Annotated in this window: 20 protein-coding genes and 2 pseudogenes; 1 reads left to right on the forward strand and 21 read right to left on the reverse strand. The window is 33.4% G+C overall.

What is annotated here, in order from left to right:
• Positions 1-71: 71 nt before the first annotated feature.
• The 20 genes and pseudogenes from PQF83_RS08605 to PQF83_RS08700 all read right to left on the reverse strand — a co-directional run.
• Positions 72-800 (reverse strand): hypothetical protein, encoded by a 729-nt coding sequence (locus PQF83_RS08605; protein WP_000699946.1) that lies wholly within the window; start codon positions 798-800, stop codon positions 72-74.
• Positions 797-1,387, reverse strand: coding sequence for a TetR/AcrR family transcriptional regulator (locus PQF83_RS08610; protein WP_000822635.1), 591 nt, complete (start codon positions 1,385-1,387; stop codon positions 797-799). The genes PQF83_RS08605 and PQF83_RS08610 overlap by 4 nt, the downstream gene beginning before the upstream one ends.
• A gap of 209 nt (positions 1,388-1,596) precedes the next feature.
• Positions 1,597-2,106, reverse strand: coding sequence for a DUF402 domain-containing protein (locus PQF83_RS08615; protein ID WP_001037865.1), 510 nt, complete (start codon positions 2,104-2,106; stop codon positions 1,597-1,599).
• A gap of 102 nt (positions 2,107-2,208) precedes the next feature.
• Positions 2,209-2,703, reverse strand: a complete 495-nt coding sequence (locus PQF83_RS08620) for an NUDIX hydrolase (protein WP_000525962.1) — start codon at positions 2,701-2,703, stop codon at positions 2,209-2,211.
• Positions 2,696-3,745: a hypothetical protein gene (locus tag PQF83_RS08625; RefSeq protein WP_000117469.1), complete on the reverse strand. Its 1,050-nt coding sequence runs from the start codon at positions 3,743-3,745 to the stop codon at positions 2,696-2,698. The genes PQF83_RS08620 and PQF83_RS08625 overlap by 8 nt, the downstream gene beginning before the upstream one ends.
• A 12-nt stretch (positions 3,746-3,757) precedes the next feature.
• A complete protein-coding gene (locus PQF83_RS08630) occupies positions 3,758-4,231 on the reverse strand; it encodes a tetratricopeptide repeat protein (RefSeq protein ID WP_000400626.1) in 474 nt (157 codons plus the stop codon).
• A gap of 123 nt (positions 4,232-4,354) precedes the next feature.
• Complete coding sequence (locus PQF83_RS08635; protein WP_000676710.1) at positions 4,355-5,044, reverse strand: phosphopantothenoylcysteine decarboxylase domain-containing protein; 690 nt, start codon at positions 5,042-5,044, stop codon at positions 4,355-4,357.
• A 15-nt stretch (positions 5,045-5,059) separates the two neighbouring features.
• Entirely contained in the window at positions 5,060-5,857 is a 798-nt protein-coding gene (aacC, locus tag PQF83_RS08640) for a BA2930 family N-acetyltransferase (RefSeq protein ID WP_130776749.1), read from the reverse strand.
• Positions 5,858-6,033: 176 nt separating this feature from the next.
• A complete protein-coding gene (locus PQF83_RS08645; protein WP_000287872.1) occupies positions 6,034-7,281 on the reverse strand; it encodes a glutathionylspermidine synthase family protein in 1,248 nt (415 codons plus the stop codon).
• Positions 7,282-7,301: 20 nt separating this feature from the next.
• On the reverse strand, positions 7,302-7,913 hold the full coding sequence (locus PQF83_RS08650; RefSeq protein WP_001242153.1) for a hypothetical protein: 612 nt from the start codon (positions 7,911-7,913) through the stop codon (positions 7,302-7,304).
• A gap of 112 nt (positions 7,914-8,025) precedes the next feature.
• Positions 8,026-8,427: a GNAT family N-acetyltransferase gene (locus PQF83_RS08655; RefSeq protein ID WP_001053313.1), complete on the reverse strand. Its 402-nt coding sequence runs from the start codon at positions 8,425-8,427 to the stop codon at positions 8,026-8,028.
• Positions 8,428-8,483: 56 nt separating this feature from the next.
• A complete protein-coding gene (locus PQF83_RS08660; protein ID WP_000643675.1) occupies positions 8,484-9,422 on the reverse strand; it encodes a DMT family transporter in 939 nt (312 codons plus the stop codon).
• Positions 9,423-9,491: 69 nt separating this feature from the next.
• Positions 9,492-10,013: a DinB family protein gene (locus PQF83_RS08665; RefSeq protein WP_000654213.1), complete on the reverse strand. Its 522-nt coding sequence runs from the start codon at positions 10,011-10,013 to the stop codon at positions 9,492-9,494.
• Positions 10,014-10,028: 15 nt separating this feature from the next.
• Complete coding sequence (locus tag PQF83_RS08670; protein WP_000620333.1) at positions 10,029-10,529, reverse strand: GNAT family N-acetyltransferase; 501 nt, start codon at positions 10,527-10,529, stop codon at positions 10,029-10,031.
• A 34-nt stretch (positions 10,530-10,563) separates the two neighbouring features.
• Positions 10,564-11,109 carry a GNAT family N-acetyltransferase gene (locus PQF83_RS08675; protein WP_001102434.1) on the reverse strand — a complete coding sequence of 182 codons (546 nt, stop codon included), beginning with the start codon at positions 11,107-11,109 and terminating at the stop codon, positions 10,564-10,566.
• A gap of 15 nt (positions 11,110-11,124) precedes the next feature.
• Positions 11,125-11,826 (reverse strand): nucleotidyltransferase domain-containing protein, encoded by a 702-nt coding sequence (locus tag PQF83_RS08680; protein ID WP_000646301.1) that lies wholly within the window; start codon positions 11,824-11,826, stop codon positions 11,125-11,127.
• A gap of 16 nt (positions 11,827-11,842) precedes the next feature.
• Positions 11,843-12,526: a DNA alkylation repair protein gene (locus PQF83_RS08685; protein WP_000923435.1), complete on the reverse strand. Its 684-nt coding sequence runs from the start codon at positions 12,524-12,526 to the stop codon at positions 11,843-11,845.
• 222 nt (positions 12,527-12,748) lie between these two features.
• Positions 12,749-13,250: pseudogene (locus PQF83_RS08690) on the reverse strand (pyridoxal-phosphate dependent enzyme); the annotation flags it as partial.
• A gap of 119 nt (positions 13,251-13,369) precedes the next feature.
• Entirely contained in the window at positions 13,370-13,759 is a 390-nt protein-coding gene (locus tag PQF83_RS08695; RefSeq protein ID WP_000800674.1) for a VOC family protein, read from the reverse strand.
• 191 nt (positions 13,760-13,950) lie between these two features.
• Positions 13,951-14,115: pseudogene (locus tag PQF83_RS08700) on the reverse strand (hydrolase); the annotation flags it as partial.
• A 222-nt stretch (positions 14,116-14,337) separates the two neighbouring features.
• Here PQF83_RS08700 and PQF83_RS08705 point away from each other — a divergent pair.
• Positions 14,338-15,165 carry a peptidoglycan-N-acetylglucosamine deacetylase gene (locus PQF83_RS08705; protein ID WP_000551424.1) on the forward strand — a complete coding sequence of 276 codons (828 nt, stop codon included), beginning with the start codon at positions 14,338-14,340 and terminating at the stop codon, positions 15,163-15,165.
• A gap of 39 nt (positions 15,166-15,204) precedes the next feature.
• Here PQF83_RS08705 and PQF83_RS08710 read toward each other — a convergent pair whose 3' ends face one another.
• Positions 15,205-15,630 carry a WapI family immunity protein gene (locus tag PQF83_RS08710; RefSeq protein WP_000575898.1) on the reverse strand — a complete coding sequence of 142 codons (426 nt, stop codon included), beginning with the start codon at positions 15,628-15,630 and terminating at the stop codon, positions 15,205-15,207.
• Between the last annotated feature and the right edge of the window lie 145 nt (positions 15,631-15,775).

Consider the following 15,775-nt stretch of genomic DNA (forward strand, 5'->3'; position numbering starts at 1 on the left):
TAAGTCAACTAGGTTTTATTAAAAAATATATATGATTCGTTTAAATACCCTTATTGTTATTTATATAAAAATTATTTTTTATGTTCCTTAATCCACTGTAACCAATAAGAAAACTCACATGCCAAATGCATTTGATGCGATTCAATAAGACTATTAGGACAAAGTGCCGGAAACTCTACAACTAGACTTACTTCTATACCAGTATCTGTATCTTTGAATTGATGTCGAACTCCACCAATAGTAGTACCGTCTTTCATACGTGCAACACCTGTTGATTGGTATTGATAAGACTTATCTCTAGGTGTCTTTAATCCTGTTTCGTCACCAAAAACAATAAAAAATTGAACTGGAAATGGAGAATTATCAGTAGTTTCGATAACCTCCAATTCATTTTCCCCAAAGGGTCTTAGTACGTAGTGATCTGGACAGGCTGATAAATTCACTTGATTATTTTCATCTGATTGTTCAAGCATAAAACTATCAATTCCATTTATCGCCTCTTCTGCTGTAATCCCATCTAAATAAATATTTGTTTTTGAAAATTTTCGTCTATCACCAGATAAAGCAGTACAAATACGCATACCCATTTCACTTAATTTAAGTTTAGATTTTAACTTATCATACATTTCATTGTATGAATAATTTAATTTTAGTTCTGTTAGTTTTTTTATCATAACGTCTGTATCATTTAATTCTGGCTCTTTATGTCCTAATGTATTGAAAACTTTTTTCATACGTTCTTTTTTCCACTTTGTAAGTTGTTCATTCGAAATATTGTTTCCATCAATCATGATCTTCATATACATTCTCCTTCTCTTTGATCATATCGTAGTGTATTTAATACTAAATTAACCATTTCTCGCTTCATGTCTAGATTCAAATTCACCTCTGAATGAGCAATACTGCTAAGACCGTATAAAATAAATCCTGATGCTAATAATGAGTTATCAATATTAAAAATCCCAGTTTTCACCCCTTCTTCGATTACTTGTCGAATTAATGGCTGCATTCGCGTAAATAATTTCTGTTCCAGTTGAAAATGTTGTTCCGTCTGAAACGAACTCACATTTTTATAAGGCGCTAATTTTTCGATAAATGTCCAAAATATATTTAGAGAATCTTTCAGCTTTTGCATGACAGACCGTTCATTAGAAACAAGTATTTCTTCAATTAACTCCATATTTTTCACAATAAAATCATTTAATACTTCATCAACAAAATTCTCTTTAGACTTGAAGTAATAATAAAATAAGCCCGTTGCTACACCAGCATGATTCACAACATCTTTTATGCCAAATCCTTTCATACCATTTTTCATATATAGTTCAAAACCAATATCCATCAACTCTTGCCTTCTAACATCTGGTTCTTTCGATATTCTTTTCATATGTTATCTCCTATTATGTTTTTTCTGCGACTGAATATAATTCAATCATAAACGACTGAACTGTATTCAGTCAATATTAATTTCCACAAAAAAAGAGTAATCCCAAGAAATATACATCTAACCTTAGACTTATCAAAAAAGTTAGATTATATAACTTGAGACTACTCAATTTCATTAAACACGTATTCTATTTTCAAATCGATTACAATTTAGTTTAACCTCACTCTTTCTGTCTCTACAATCATTTGAGGAAGCGTCTTTTGAATTATTTCCTCTAATACATTAAGAGCTTCATTCACATAACCATCCTCAAACTCCTCTAAAGACTCAGGTAACTCATCCTCATCTAAAATAAAATATTCTCCACTTGGAAGTACCAAAATATCAATAATTAAGTCTTCAAATGACACTAGTTCATCTGTTATTTGCGTATTTTTTACAACATTAAAATAAGAGCCTAAATACGTTCCATTCTTATCTCTCCATATGTATAAATTGTACGGACGATCTTCCCAATAGTATGCAATGGTGTAACTTCCTTTTGGGATTGTTAAACTCGCAAGATGTGCAGTCATTGTAAATGAATACTGAACCTCATGAAATAGCACGATACTTTGCAACTGCTTTTCAAGTAATAAACAAGTGTGTTCTACTGTTGTCGAGTCATATCTTATTTTTCTTTCTATAATTTCACTTTTTGGTGTTAGTAATTTATTCATTCTTTGTTTCCCCTTATGCTATTTCTAGCTTTATTATATCCATTTATATAGTGATAAAGAAGTGTTTGGTCTCCAAATACACAATAAAAACTCCCTCTTATTTTAGAAGGAGTTTTTCACTGTCCATGTTTCATATTTTTTTACTTCTAATGGAAGCTCATTTGTTTTCAGCCACTCTACTGCACTACATACAAGCGGAGATGAATTGTCTTCTGTAATGCTTTCTATAGAAACCCATCTCGCTCCTAAAGAATCTTGACCTTCAAATTGTTTTGGTACTATGATTTTCCCTGCACTCTTTTCAACTTCATACAAAACTGCAATATGGTGTACATGTGTATAATCTTTAAACTTTGAAGGGTATTGAAAATCAACCGTTCCTACTTGCTTTATAACCTTTACTTCTAATCCAGTTTCTTCTTTACATTCCCTATGGAGTGCCGCTAACAGCGACTCCTCTTCATATAAGCTCCCACCAGGTAGATCATATCTATTCTTATATGGACCTTTTGATTTATCGATTACTAATATATTATTATTTTCGATACAAATACCGTACACACCAAACGCACGATGAAAATTAATAGCATTACCCATGTTTTAATTTCTCGGTAACTGCATCATAAAATTTCCGTTCCTCATCAACATTTAAGTGAACACGACTTACTGTTTTAGAAAATCCATATAACAATTGTGCTTTTATTGGCTCTTTAAGTATTATTTCAAATGTTGGAGGTTCCTTTATAAATTCCATCACCGTTGCGTCAAGAAGCTCTTTCTCTTTTTTTAAAAGTTCTCCTTTATAAAACGTAATCTTATCAATTTGTGTAAACGGTATAATGATTTTCTTCCCTAATCCAATTTGAATAATTACCTGTTCTTCCGTAACAATAATTGGATTTTTACGCATTGCTTGTATTTCAGCTAAAAAATAAAACATTGCATATACGTTTAAAATAAGTAACACCCATGCTACAACTGGATTCCATTGATGAAACAAATAATGAAAACCGATACTTTCTATTAAAGTCGCATGGATGATCATAATATATACACCTATTGCACCAGTCTTTTTGTGATATGAGTATACGCATTCACCTTCTGGCACTTTTTCACGCCACGATAAAAATGCATAATAGATTAACTTACACTCTGTTACAATGATATCTACTAATTTATTTCTTTTCATAGTGGTGTCAAACGCTGCATCAATTGCATAAGAAAATGAAGAATACTCACTTTTATATTCTTTATATTTTTTTCTTATTGTAGGAAGCATTCTAACAATTTTATATAGAAGGAATAACTCAAAACATACAAAAGCAATTTCCCCTGCAACTATAATATAAGAAACGTATGAAAAAGCTTGTAAATAGTCGCTTGGAATAATAAATCTTGCAAATATATAACCAGCTATTACAACAGGAAATATATACGTTAACGAGTACCTTTTTCGAATAATAAAGAAATACGTAATGATTGGAATTACAAACATACAATCTAATATTGACCCAAGGACAACTTCTTTCGGAGCAGCTGGTACAATCGGAAGAGCATATAATAAATAGTTTGATAACAAGATTAAAGATACGAGTCCAATCCATATACCTTTTCGCCTTCGCGAAAGTGTGACACTCATATGTTCACTCCTCTATTTAAAAACCTCATTTAAATGATCTTTATAAAATGAAATAGCACGTTCAAATTCTTTCACTTCTTCTACTTTTACGACTGTTTCAAGTAATAATTTCATCGCGGATTCATGATCGTTTACGTTATATTTCGCTAATGACAAAAATACTTTCATCACATCATTATCTGGAAACTGCTGTAATCCTGTTTCTAAAACAGTAATTGCTTTGTCATACTCACCTATACAACGATATGTACTACCAAGGCCGATATAAGCTCCGCAAAGTGACTCACCTTCAAGACCGTTTGCAATTGCCTGTTCATAATACGGCATAGCTTCTGTTTCCAGCCCCATTACATCATGTATCCAAGCACATTGATAAAGTACTTCTGCATCCCTCGTAAAATTCGTTAATCCAATGAGTATCTCTTTAGACTGCGCATATTTCTTTTCTTTCCGGAGTTTAATAGCTTGCTTTAATAAATGTTCCATAGAATTCACTCCTCACCAATTATTCTATGTATCCATATTGAATGGTTAACGTTTGTATCAAAGCAAAAAGTTTCGCTTACCAATATATACTATGCGGATTCACTCTTATCCAAATACTTGAAATTATGAAGCAGTAACGCGATTACATAGTACCTCTAACCTTTTGACAATTTCTTTCGCTGTTTCATCTTTTCCATTACATAACTGCCCTTTACCGTCTTGTCCAATTACGTAGTGCATTGCTCCGCGCGAATATAAAGAATGTGGTGAATTTGCAATCATTACACTCGCCTTCGCTTCTTCCATTCTATTTTTCGCTCTTTCAAACAATTCTTCTTTATTTACGTCACTTTCAAGTTTAAAGCCAACGAGTACAGTTTCTGGATCCCACTCTTTTATTTGTTTTAATACTTTCGGTGCCTTTTGAAAATGTATAATTGGTGCTATATCACTTGAGATTTTTCCATTCATATCAAGAACATTACCCTCTTGATCACAAATCTTGTCCACAATCCAATCAGATCCAGCCGCTGCCATAATAACCGCATCGACTTTTTCATGCGTAATGATACTTTTCATTTTATCTTGTAAATCAACAATTCCTTCAAATGGATGTAATTCTAATTGATTGTTTATATCATTCGGTTTCTCCGCAAAATAACCATGTAAATATATAACATGGGCCCCTTTACTTATAAGCTCTTCGGCGATTATTCTTCCAATTGTTCCTTTTGCCATATTTGTATGGCCGCGTACTTGATCCCATTTTTCTAAACAACCACCGCTTGTAATTAATACCTTTTTCCCCTTCATCGTAACCATCCCTTACTAATTTTTCTTACGAAACCATTCTGTTCCAAAGTCAACTATATCACGTTGTTTCATAAGACGGCACTTTGCGTTTCCTATTTTCCCCATTGTTACGGTTCCTTTTTGCTCAAACTCTACACCAATTTCTACAAATTTGTCAGAATCGTAATCCATATCAACAAATTCTTTCCATACTCTTTCACCATTTTCTATAATAGGTGCCCCTACTTTTATTAACTCACATGCACCAGAACGTACTTCTGATAAATGTACAGAAGTATTCGAATCATATCCAACACCAATTAATAATATGTATCCGTCTAGATCGTATATTTTTCTTAATGGAGATTCTTCTCCTAAACTCATCGATAGTGACTGATTTACTGTTATTTCTTCTGCATGTCTTCCCCATGCAGCAAAGCTTCCTAATGGATGGTTACTACGTACTACATTCGGATATGTACGAAAACATTCAACTACTTTTCCCATTGCCCTTGTTGGTGTTATATGTGGCTCAAATGCTGGAACGTTATCCCGAATAATTTGCCACCATTCTTCAGGTACAGGTGGTCTTGACCAATGTTTCGGATCAGATAAATCCGAAGACTGAGTTGGCATAATAATCGTTCCCTCTTCTGTAATAACCTCCATTAACGCCTCTACTACTGCAACTGCTCCGCCTGATACCCAGCCAATGGAACTTAACGAAGAATGTACAATAACTGTCATTCCTTTTTCTAATCCTAATTTTCTTAAATCATTTGTAATTGTTTTGATTGTATTTGGCAATTGCGTACTTGCCACTATGTCATTCATTTTCACTATTGTTCCCCCATTTGTTTTAAACTACTACATACATATATTATCATATTTTTCTTAATTTTTAACTTAATCATTTTATCTATGCAAAAAATGAAGGCGTTACATCAAAAACATAAAAACACTATATACAAACAAAGAGCTCACCAAAAATGATAAGCTCTTTGTTTCATTTATCCTTCAATTGTAACTCCAGTAAACATCGATAAATTTCCTGTTATTTTCTCACCTACACGTAAAAATAAACCAGCAGCTCTCCCGCTAATACAGTGTGAACCAATTAATAGTTTACCAGTATACGGACCGTCCCACGTGTCAATTGTATAGCCTGGCATTTCTATGTATTGCTGATATATTTTCCGCTGTTCAAAGTAATACTCTGTTTTATCTTCAGCTAATAGTTCATTATTTTCGTATATAGATACTCCTCCGCCTTCACGGCCGTATAAAGGTTTAGAAACATAGGATTCATTTCTTTCTATAAACGGTTTATTTGTAAAATATGTTGGTAGGAAGTATTTCTGAATGATTCCTCGCTCCTCTTCCTTAAAGAAAACTTCTTCTTCGTAAAGTTGCCAAATTAATGCGAGTACACTTTTATTTTGCATAAGAAAAGCAGCTGGTGGATTAATGATTTTCACTCTGCCTTGCGCTATATGATCTAAAAACTGGAGTCCAATTCTTTTCCCGCTTTTATCAGCATCTGAAACTAAATATTCAATTGGATATAGTCTATATAAATAATGAATTCTCTCACCATTTTGCGTATATATACCATCATCTGCAACAACGATATCTTGAATACCTATATAATCCGTTGACTGATCTAAACAATAGCTTCTTAAAAATTGAACTGTTTGATGGTCTTCATCATGCCAATCATAACTCGTAAAATAAATCGTTTCTCTAGGATCTATACTATAGTCATGTTTAATTTGTTCCCACGCCTGCACAATATGCTCCTCTATATGATTTGGATGATTTACATCGTGATAACGGCATAACACTTCATTTGCGACAGATGGCTCTAAATAACCTGTTGGTGTATCACAATTTACTTCTATTAACTTTATATCTTCACCATTTACGATAAAGTCAAACCTTGTAAAATATGAAAATAAACCTGTATGTTTCATTCTCGCAATTTCCCACGTTTCAGCTGGAAATCCTAATTTTTGAAAATCTTCTGTCGTATTGAGAATGTATTGATACGTTCTATATAACACATACATAATTTCTTCTGTCGCTTTTGAAATAGCAGTATAAGTTTTTACTGGCATACGATACATACCTGTTGCCATATATTGATTCCATTCTTCATTTTCTAATAGACTCGGCCAAGTAAACCCATTCCGACCAGCCTCTTCTGCAAGTGAAAACCATACTTTCATATACTCTTTCTGTTCTTGTTCTGTATACATGATTCTATTATCCTTTCGTGTTATGATCCGGCTGGCGCTTTTGCATTCCCAATTCCACTAGAACCAGAATTCACTTTCGGCGTTTGTGTCGTAGATGATTTCGGCGCATTTGTATCTGGTGTTACTTTATTTGATGGATTTGGCTGCTGTTTATTTAAATCTACTTTATTGGAAGAATTACTATTGTTACTGTTAGTTCCGCCGTAATACCCGCCACCACCGCTGCCTCCAGTTCTACTTTGGTCTTTTTCACGATATGGAATAATGTTATTTGCATACGGTTTCTTCATTATATTCGGTTTTACTGCATAATTCATATTTGAAGTTCTGCTTGCTAATAAATATCCTGCAACGAACGGCAGTATCGGTAAATGTGAATTTTCATGATAAGAAGAAAATGACGGATTATTTTCCTTACATAACTCATCTTTTTCTACATTTTCATTAGTTGGAGCTTTATCATCACAATTTAATCTTTCTTGTTCATTTCCTTGTTTTGCACCATCTGTTTTAACAGCAGTACTTTCTTGCTGGGCAGTATCTTCTTCATAATCGCCACAGCCCGTTAATAAAAAAGATGACACTCCTATTGAAGTAGCAATTTTTATAAATTTACTTTTATCCATTCTCATGTGTTATACACCTAATTTCTATTATCTATATTTTTCCAGATACCTTTATTATATAATGTAAATATCACTTTTTTCAAACTAAACATAAGATGTATATTTATATATTTTTATACTACATTTCCAAATAACAACAAAACCTTTCAACCCCCGGATATTTTTCTCCTAAACTTTTAACCTGAAAACCAATTTTTTTATAAAATTCTACCGCTTCATCGTCTGTCTCTGCCTCTAGATACATCAATTGATGCATTCTTAATACTTCCTTTATCATTTGCCACGCAATTCCATTATGACGATATTGTGGAACGACTGCTATATGACAAATTCTCGCTTTCTTTGCTCCAATTATTTCAATACCTATGCAAGCCTTTTCTTCATATCTATGCAAAGTCGCTTTATTCCTTTCATAAAATAAAACTGCTTTCTTTAAGCTAGTTTCACTTGGTCCGACTGCATACTGTAGTACATTTAAAATGGGATCTTTCTCAATTTGTTCAACGCGTTGCAAATTCATATCATCATTCCTTTCTATGAAAAAAGATTAGCTCTTTATATAAAGAGCTAATCTCATTACGCCGTTATTTTTTCTTCTTTCTTCACAACGACCGCTACATAACTATGTAGTATCATTCCAATAATAACTAGACTCATACCAATCCAAGATAAAGATGACGGAATTGGTGCAGATAACAAGATAAGTTCTCCTACTAGCGCAAATAAAACCTCACCGGACTGAGTTGCTTCCACTGTTGCTAGTTTTTGCGGATCATCTTTTACAAGATCTGTCGCAAAGAAGAATAATACCGTTGCGATTAAGCCAGAACTAACTGCTACAATAAAACATTGGAAAACTTGGCTACTTGACGGTAGACCACCTGTTGATACTTCATAACCAGATAGTAAAAACCAAAATGGTAAGCTTGCTAATGTCATACCGAGAACTCGCTGAAATACATCTAATTCCCCTTTACAAACTTGCATCATTTTTCGATTTCCAAGAGGGTACGCAAACGCTGCAATAAGTACAGGAACGACACATAAAACGGTTTCACGAATTCCTAATGAAGAAGCATGTTCTACTTGCATAAGTACAACACCACATAAAATAATACCCGACATAACTAATTCCTTCATTGGGAGTTTTTTATGTAACGGATCTACTGCAAAAAATGGTGTTAACAAAATCCCTGCTACGATCGTAATTTGCCATGTTGATGCAACGAGCCAACCAGGTCCGAAAGCTCCAGCAAAACTAAGTGGTGCATAGAAGAGACCAAATCCAACGATACTCCACACTAACCATTCTTTCGGATTGTTTTTCATATATTGAAAGAGTTGCTTTAAATTCCCTCTATACATGACAATAAGTAAAAGCATTGGAACCATAAAGTAGTACCGTAATGATGCACTCCAAATCCAGCTTCCACCTTCTAGGTCCATTACCCGATTTAAAACGAAGGTAAAGGCAAAGAAAAATGATGCCAATATCCCTACTGCAATAGCTTTCATTATAAAACCCCTTGTTTAGTTTCTTCTTATACTATACAACAAATTAAATATAATTAAAATTCGAAATCTTTATCTTGTATGCATTCTAGCTCTATATAGTTTTCTTAACTGACTAATATGAGCTTGATGGTACCGATTATGATCAGCTATATGCCATATTCCCCACCTTATAGTCGCATTTTCTCCCTTTTCATAAAAAACCTCTCGTGTTAAATCATTTTCTGTTAGTTTCAAACATTCCTCATAAAACATATGTTGCACTGCTTCATAATCTTGCATTAATTGTTGCAATGTATGTTTTCTTAAACTGGGCAGCTCTCCTGCTTCATTTAACATAGGTCCATATATATTATCAAGTGCCAGTGGAACGGGTTCTCCTTTTAAGCGGTATACCCAATGCAAATCGACAACTGCTAAATGTTGAAGTAGTTGTCCAATACTATTTTCATTATTTTTTAACCCTTTAAAAGACAGTTCTTTCTCATCGGTACCCTCTACTAACTTTTGCAACCGTTTAAATGTATCGGCAACTGTCGCATATAGAATTGCTACTTGCGGGTTCATATTTTTTTCTAAATAGAGATCTTTCATAGTAAACTCCCTCTTTTAAAGGAACAAAACCATATGTTCATCATCACTATACACACCATTCATCTTTATAGCTCTCTTTTCAATCCCATACGTTTTAAAGCCTATTGATTCATACAACCTTTTTGCTGGCTCGTTAGTGGATACAACACCTAATGTCAATTGTTCCAAGTTCATTTCTCTTGCTTTTTCGATTGCCTTACGTATTAACTCACGTGCAAGGCCACTTCTTCGATTGCTTGCATCTACATACATCGCAACGATATGGCCTTTATGTTTATACGCCTCTTTCTCTTCTGTTAGTAAAGTAACAACTCCAACTAATTGATGATCTTCATTAAAAGCACCAAATGTACAACTAGTAGCAGCTGTTAAATTACTTTCCACTCGCTTAATCGGATTTTCTTGGTGAATCGCCTCTTCATAAGTTGTTACAAATGCCTCTGGATTTACTTGTAATGCTTGTAAACGTAAGTCCCAATATTTTTTTGCATCTTCTTTCGTAAGTAATCGAATCATATTTCTCTATCTCCTTTTAGTTAACATAATATTTTTACAAACTACTAATTAAAGATTGATATTCTTCTCTTAACATACTATAACGATAGCGATGAATGAACTGACCTTTACGTAATCGATCATTTCTCATTAACCCTTCGCATACAAAACCAGCCTTTTCATAGCTCTTTCTAGCTTGTAAATTATCTTCATCTACACGTAGCCATACTTTTTCTAATTCAAACTCAAAGAATGCTACATGTAACATACTATATAGGGCGGCTATTCCATACCCTTTACCCCAGTATTCTTTATTACCAATCGCGATTCCCAATTCTGCATTTTTATTTGTTTTATCAAAGTTTTTAAGATCTACCCATCCAATATGTATGCCGTTCTCCGCAGTGATAGCTCTTTGTTCGTAACCATTTTTTCGATTTATACATGCTTCAATCCATTTTTTTGTATCTTCACGAGTGAACGGTGGATATTGATCTGGTACAACTAAATGTTTCGTTACTTGTGTATCTAATGACCATTGATATCGATCTTCTACATCATCTAATGTCAGTTCTCTTAATTGAACAAATGGTACATTCATTATGCTATCCCCTTTTTATTTTCCTATAGAAAACCCTTCGAACATTCTTCCTCCATACTGTTCTAGCGTTTGTTCTACAAAAGTAATTAAGTTTCCTTTCTCTCCCGTTGTATAAAAATGATCGAACGCCGCTACAAATTGATCTGCGTATTGTTCATCATATTTTCTAAGTACCCTTATAAACCATTTTGAACTTCCAAGCCATTTCCCATTTACTCTTAATACATATTCATGTAATAAATCAGCTAATAAATTCGCGATAAACAACTCTTCTTCTCTTTTTGATGCACCAATAAAATCATCCAAAGTATCTGTAATAAAATACCGCTTCTGCTTCATCATTTCTTCGGTCCATTTTGCTGGTCCTTTATTTAGTAAATTATTTGCTTCTCTTTTTAGTTTTTCAACAATTTCATTTTCACCTTTTAATACAACACCTTCTGCAACTAATTGTGGTAACGAAGGTCTCCCGCGATCGCAATCCATTTTAAAAAAGGTTTTATACGTTTCAAAATTATGTACAAACACTTCAACTGGCCATCCATTACTATAGAAAGATTCTCTATAACAAGATGACAAACTAGGATCTATTATTACAATGTCCAGATCAGATGTTTTTGTCGCTTCCCCTCTTGCAACGCTTCCTCCAAGTAAAGCTACATCACAATTCGGAAAGTGTGATGTAATGATGCTTTTTGCCGCTTCCATTGCTTTCATAACCGTTCCCCTTTTCTTATTTCACTTTCTTTTTTGCAGCTCTTTCTCTCGCTTTTTTTATATACGACTCTGCGTCTGGTGTTTTGCATGACGTTGCTCCGTGATCAACGTGTACTTTTCCAATTTCACGTGCAATTTCAATCGCTGCTTGCTCTAAGTCTTCATTACGAATTCCTATCGCAATTAAAGCACGATTCATTGCTTCTCTTTTTCTATTTTTTTCATTATGTATATTTTCTTTAATCTCATCTAGATAAGGAGAGAAGACATCATCTTGTAACGTTTTATTTTTAATCGCTATATTTGCTAATAAAGCCCAGCCTGCTCTTCCAATCCATTCATCATCAGACTTTGTCCAGTCTTCCATTCTTTCTATCGCGATTGGCGACGTACAAATAGCTGTCATTAAAACGTCCATTAAACAATAATAATCAACTTCCTGTACCCATTTATTTAGTAGTTCTGTCGTAACTTTTTTTGGATCTAATATCATTGTTGCTAATGTCATTGCATCCATATTTTTTGTTTCCCATAATGAAATTGCTAAATCATGATCTTTTTTTATCTTCTTTTTTAACAATTTTAAATTAGCAAAACTAACTCCGAATAGTGGTTCTTTCGCTCCGTGGTTTTTATACGTTTTACGATTTTGTTCTGTTCCATATTCCTCTAGTTGCTGCATTACTTCTTCAAGTAACATATACCCACCTCTTTATCTTTTCTGTTGACTTCATATATGTATGTACGATATATTCTACATTACTTTTTGGTTTTCCTATATTTACTTTTTAAATTCGGTATGTGAAATTTTTTAGTTGCTACAAACATCTAAAACCACTACGAAAAACCTGTACATTTTACATATACAGGTTTTCGTTTCATCGATTTCCTATAGTGTAAGAAATAGAATATGAAAGAACTTTTAATGGTTTGATTCTCTCCTTATTTTTGGTAAGCTCTTTACATCTGACCACTCTTCTATGGACCCTGCGTCTGGAAAAACTGTAACTACATTAAAATCAGAACCTTTTTCTCTCCCAATTTGTTTAGCGGCTAATAAATTCGCTGCCGCAGACGTTCCTATTTTCATACTAGTTTCATTATAAAAACGCGCCATTTCATACAAGGTCTCTTCATATGAATAAGTCCATTGTTTTTCTATCAAATTGTCTTCCTGTTTCCTTCCTAAGCCGAACCCACCTGATCCAGCATATTTCTTTAAATCATTTGGTGGTTGTTCAGAACCATAAGGCAATTCAGCAGGCATTACTAAATGTAGCTCAATTTTTTTGTATAATTCTTTACTGCTTTATACCCCCCATTAGAGTTCCACCAATACCAGCAGATGCTACCCATGCATGAATTGGTTTCCCATTCATTTGTACAATAATTTCTTGGCCTGTACCTTCTATATGACTTAATACTCTATACTTTTTAATAACTCCCTTAACTAAATCTTCTTATATAAAAATCCCTACAAATGCTGTAGGGATTTATGACTCAATCATTTTGTTACACTTCATTACATACGAAAAGAGCTTCTTTATTCAAATGCGTTCATTAGCACAATTCTCCAACCATCTGGATCCTCTATTGTGATTCCTTTCTCTATCCAATACGGATTTTCTGGTTCCACCTCATGATAGCCCATATTGCTTAATCGATTCACTATTTTTTCAATTTCATCTTTATTAGGCATATAAAAAACTAGTAAATTATCTTTTGTCGGTGCCGGACAGGGACTTCCGTTAACATGCGTTGTAAACTCCAAATGATACTCGGCATCCGGTACTCCAAACATAACTCCATCATATCCTTCATGATTGTGAAATTCTCCTATACGCTTTAATCCTAACCCCGTCTCATAAAAACTTATAACTTCTTCAAATTTATCTGTTGGTCTTGCAATTCTAAATTGAACCCAATTCTTCATGCAAATCTCCTCCTTTTCATTTTCCAAAGATTTACAGTCATTATTATAGGTAACATATATTTCCTTTAACATCCCTCATTAGTGTGAGAACTACTTAAGTTGAAAGGCCTATTAGTTTATAAATAGTAGGCCTTTAGTATTAAATTCATATAAAATTAATTATATGGATATCAAGATAAAATAAACATTTCTTCCTTTTTGTATAAATTGCTATTTTGCATAGTTTCTAATGTTGTCCATGACTGTCCAATTGGATTCACATATTGTCTTTCTTCATTACAAATTTTCCAACGAGAAGGTGCTTCTTCATTTTAGGAATACTGTACTCCACATGTATTGCAAATATAATTAGCCATATTCCCCCTCCCTTTTCATTTCATTGTTTCTTTACCAATATCTTAATAAAAAACAAAAATATTCGAATCAATAATTGGAACGAAAATGAAGTGATACGAAAGTATGAAATCTTGCATACTTTTGGACAAACTTTTTTGCACTTGTAAAAAAGTTTTTTTGCAATTACCTCCCTATAATTGCTAATATAGTAGAGTAGAACTTTTATAGAGAGAAGGAAAATTATGCACAATGGAATTCGAATGACAACTTTAGTGAAAAGGGCTATTTTGATTTGCGCGGGGGTATTATTTACATACGAAGCGGCTTTAGGATCAACACATACTGCTCTAGCAAGTACAGAGGATGAAGCAAAATCTGTTCAACTTGTAAGTGAAATTCAATCGTCTCTTGCACCGAAAGAAGCTCCAAAACAATACAATGGGCAAGTTAGAAAAGTAGCTTATTTAACATTTGATGATGGTCCTGGAAAATACACAGCTGAGCTTTTAGATATGTTAAAGAAAGAAAATGCAAAAGCAACATTCTTCCTTATTGGTTCAAATGTAAAAGCTTTTCCTGATCTTGTAAAGCGTGAAGATGCTGAAGGCCACTACGTTGGGATGCACAGTATGACTCATAACTACAAGAAACTTTACACAGAAGGTCATTACGTAGATGAGATGAAAGAAGATCAAGGATTAATCGCTGGCGTTCTAGGTAAATCACCAGTATTAACTCGTCCTTCTTACGGCTCAATGCCAGGATTAAACGAAGCGCTTCGCAACAAAGTTGTTGAGAATGGGCTAAAAGTTTGGGATTGGACAATTGATTCATTAGACTGGAGATATAACAAAATGCCGGTTGACGCTGCATCAGCTAAAATTGTAGAAAACGTTATTAATGGTGCAAACAAGCCAACAGAAGTTATCCTTATGCACGACATTCATCCACAGTCCGTAAAAGCAGTACCTGGTATTATTAAAGGGCTGAAAGAAAAAGGATATGAATTAGAAGCCTATAGTGAGAACGAACACTTCCCATTAAACTTCTGGCACGATAATCGTATGTAATAAAAAAGACTTGATTTCCTTTAGGATATCAAGTCTTTTTTATCGTTTTGGAAATTTTATTTGTTGTTCTTCAATCAAACGAATAATATTTTTTCTATCCTCTTGCGTAATAGTAATACAAAATTCGTACTCTTCTTCTTTACACCATGAAGGATTTAGTTCTATAGATAAACGAACTATAATTTGAAATATCTCTTCTTTTTCTCCTATAAATTCAAACGACAGATTAGGTTCTATGAAGTCTAGTCGGGTATACGTAGGATTCGGTAATGTCTGAAACCATTCTTTCATGTGTTGTAATTCGCTAGTTTGTAAAAAAGGATCCATCGTTTCAAAAACTTTATTTCCCTCTGAAAGTTTCACTTTTATTATTAGCCAATTACGATCAAATGTATCAAATGCATTGTTAAACTCGTATTTTACAGCTTCTAAATGTAATGATACAATTTCATTAAAAAAAATCATAAATTACCTCCTTATTATTCAAGTATAGAGACTATCCAATTAATATTTAATAATGTTTTTCAAATTATTTTATCATAATTTTTAAATTCATTAATAAGATAATAAAAAAGACTTGCATTCCTTACAAGAATCCAAGTCTTTTTCA

The sequence above is a fragment of the Bacillus sp. FF-1 genome (assembly GCF_028548245.1).
GTDB lineage: Bacteria > Bacillota > Bacilli > Bacillales > Bacillaceae_G > Bacillus_A > Bacillus_A paranthracis.

What these genes read in the sequence shown, in the direction of transcription:
- PQF83_RS08605 (WP_000699946.1), bottom strand. Translation starts at nt 800, where the DNA reads ATGAAGATCATGATTGATGGAAACAATATTTCGAATGAACAACTTACA.
- PQF83_RS08610 (WP_000822635.1), bottom strand. Translation starts at nt 1,387, where the DNA reads ATGAAAAGAATATCGAAAGAACCAGATGTTAGAAGGCAAGAGTTGATG.
- PQF83_RS08615 (WP_001037865.1), bottom strand. Translation starts at nt 2,106, where the DNA reads ATGAATAAATTACTAACACCAAAAAGTGAAATTATAGAAAGAAAAATA.
- PQF83_RS08620 (WP_000525962.1), bottom strand. Translation starts at nt 2,703, where the DNA reads ATGGGTAATGCTATTAATTTTCATCGTGCGTTTGGTGTGTACGGTATT.
- PQF83_RS08625 (WP_000117469.1), bottom strand. Translation starts at nt 3,745, where the DNA reads ATGAGTGTCACACTTTCGCGAAGGCGAAAAGGTATATGGATTGGACTC.
- PQF83_RS08630 (WP_000400626.1), bottom strand. Translation starts at nt 4,231, where the DNA reads ATGGAACATTTATTAAAGCAAGCTATTAAACTCCGGAAAGAAAAGAAA.
- PQF83_RS08635 (WP_000676710.1), bottom strand. Translation starts at nt 5,044, where the DNA reads ATGAAGGGGAAAAAGGTATTAATTACAAGCGGTGGTTGTTTAGAAAAA.
- aacC (WP_130776749.1), bottom strand. Translation starts at nt 5,857, where the DNA reads ATGAATGACATAGTGGCAAGTACGCAATTGCCAAATACAATCAAAACA.
- PQF83_RS08645 (WP_000287872.1), bottom strand. Translation starts at nt 7,281, where the DNA reads ATGTATACAGAACAAGAACAGAAAGAGTATATGAAAGTATGGTTTTCA.
- PQF83_RS08650 (WP_001242153.1), bottom strand. Translation starts at nt 7,913, where the DNA reads ATGAGAATGGATAAAAGTAAATTTATAAAAATTGCTACTTCAATAGGA.
- PQF83_RS08655 (WP_001053313.1), bottom strand. Translation starts at nt 8,427, where the DNA reads ATGAATTTGCAACGCGTTGAACAAATTGAGAAAGATCCCATTTTAAAT.
- PQF83_RS08660 (WP_000643675.1), bottom strand. Translation starts at nt 9,422, where the DNA reads ATGAAAGCTATTGCAGTAGGGATATTGGCATCATTTTTCTTTGCCTTT.
- PQF83_RS08665 (WP_000654213.1), bottom strand. Translation starts at nt 10,013, where the DNA reads ATGAAAGATCTCTATTTAGAAAAAAATATGAACCCGCAAGTAGCAATT.
- PQF83_RS08670 (WP_000620333.1), bottom strand. Translation starts at nt 10,529, where the DNA reads ATGATTCGATTACTTACGAAAGAAGATGCAAAAAAATATTGGGACTTA.
- PQF83_RS08675 (WP_001102434.1), bottom strand. Translation starts at nt 11,109, where the DNA reads ATGAATGTACCATTTGTTCAATTAAGAGAACTGACATTAGATGATGTA.
- PQF83_RS08680 (WP_000646301.1), bottom strand. Translation starts at nt 11,826, where the DNA reads ATGAAAGCAATGGAAGCGGCAAAAAGCATCATTACATCACACTTTCCG.
- PQF83_RS08685 (WP_000923435.1), bottom strand. Translation starts at nt 12,526, where the DNA reads ATGTTACTTGAAGAAGTAATGCAGCAACTAGAGGAATATGGAACAGAA.
- PQF83_RS08695 (WP_000800674.1), bottom strand. Translation starts at nt 13,759, where the DNA reads ATGAAGAATTGGGTTCAATTTAGAATTGCAAGACCAACAGATAAATTT.
- PQF83_RS08705 (WP_000551424.1), top strand. Translation starts at nt 14,338, where the DNA reads ATGCACAATGGAATTCGAATGACAACTTTAGTGAAAAGGGCTATTTTG.
- PQF83_RS08710 (WP_000575898.1), bottom strand. Translation starts at nt 15,630, where the DNA reads ATGATTTTTTTTAATGAAATTGTATCATTACATTTAGAAGCTGTAAAA.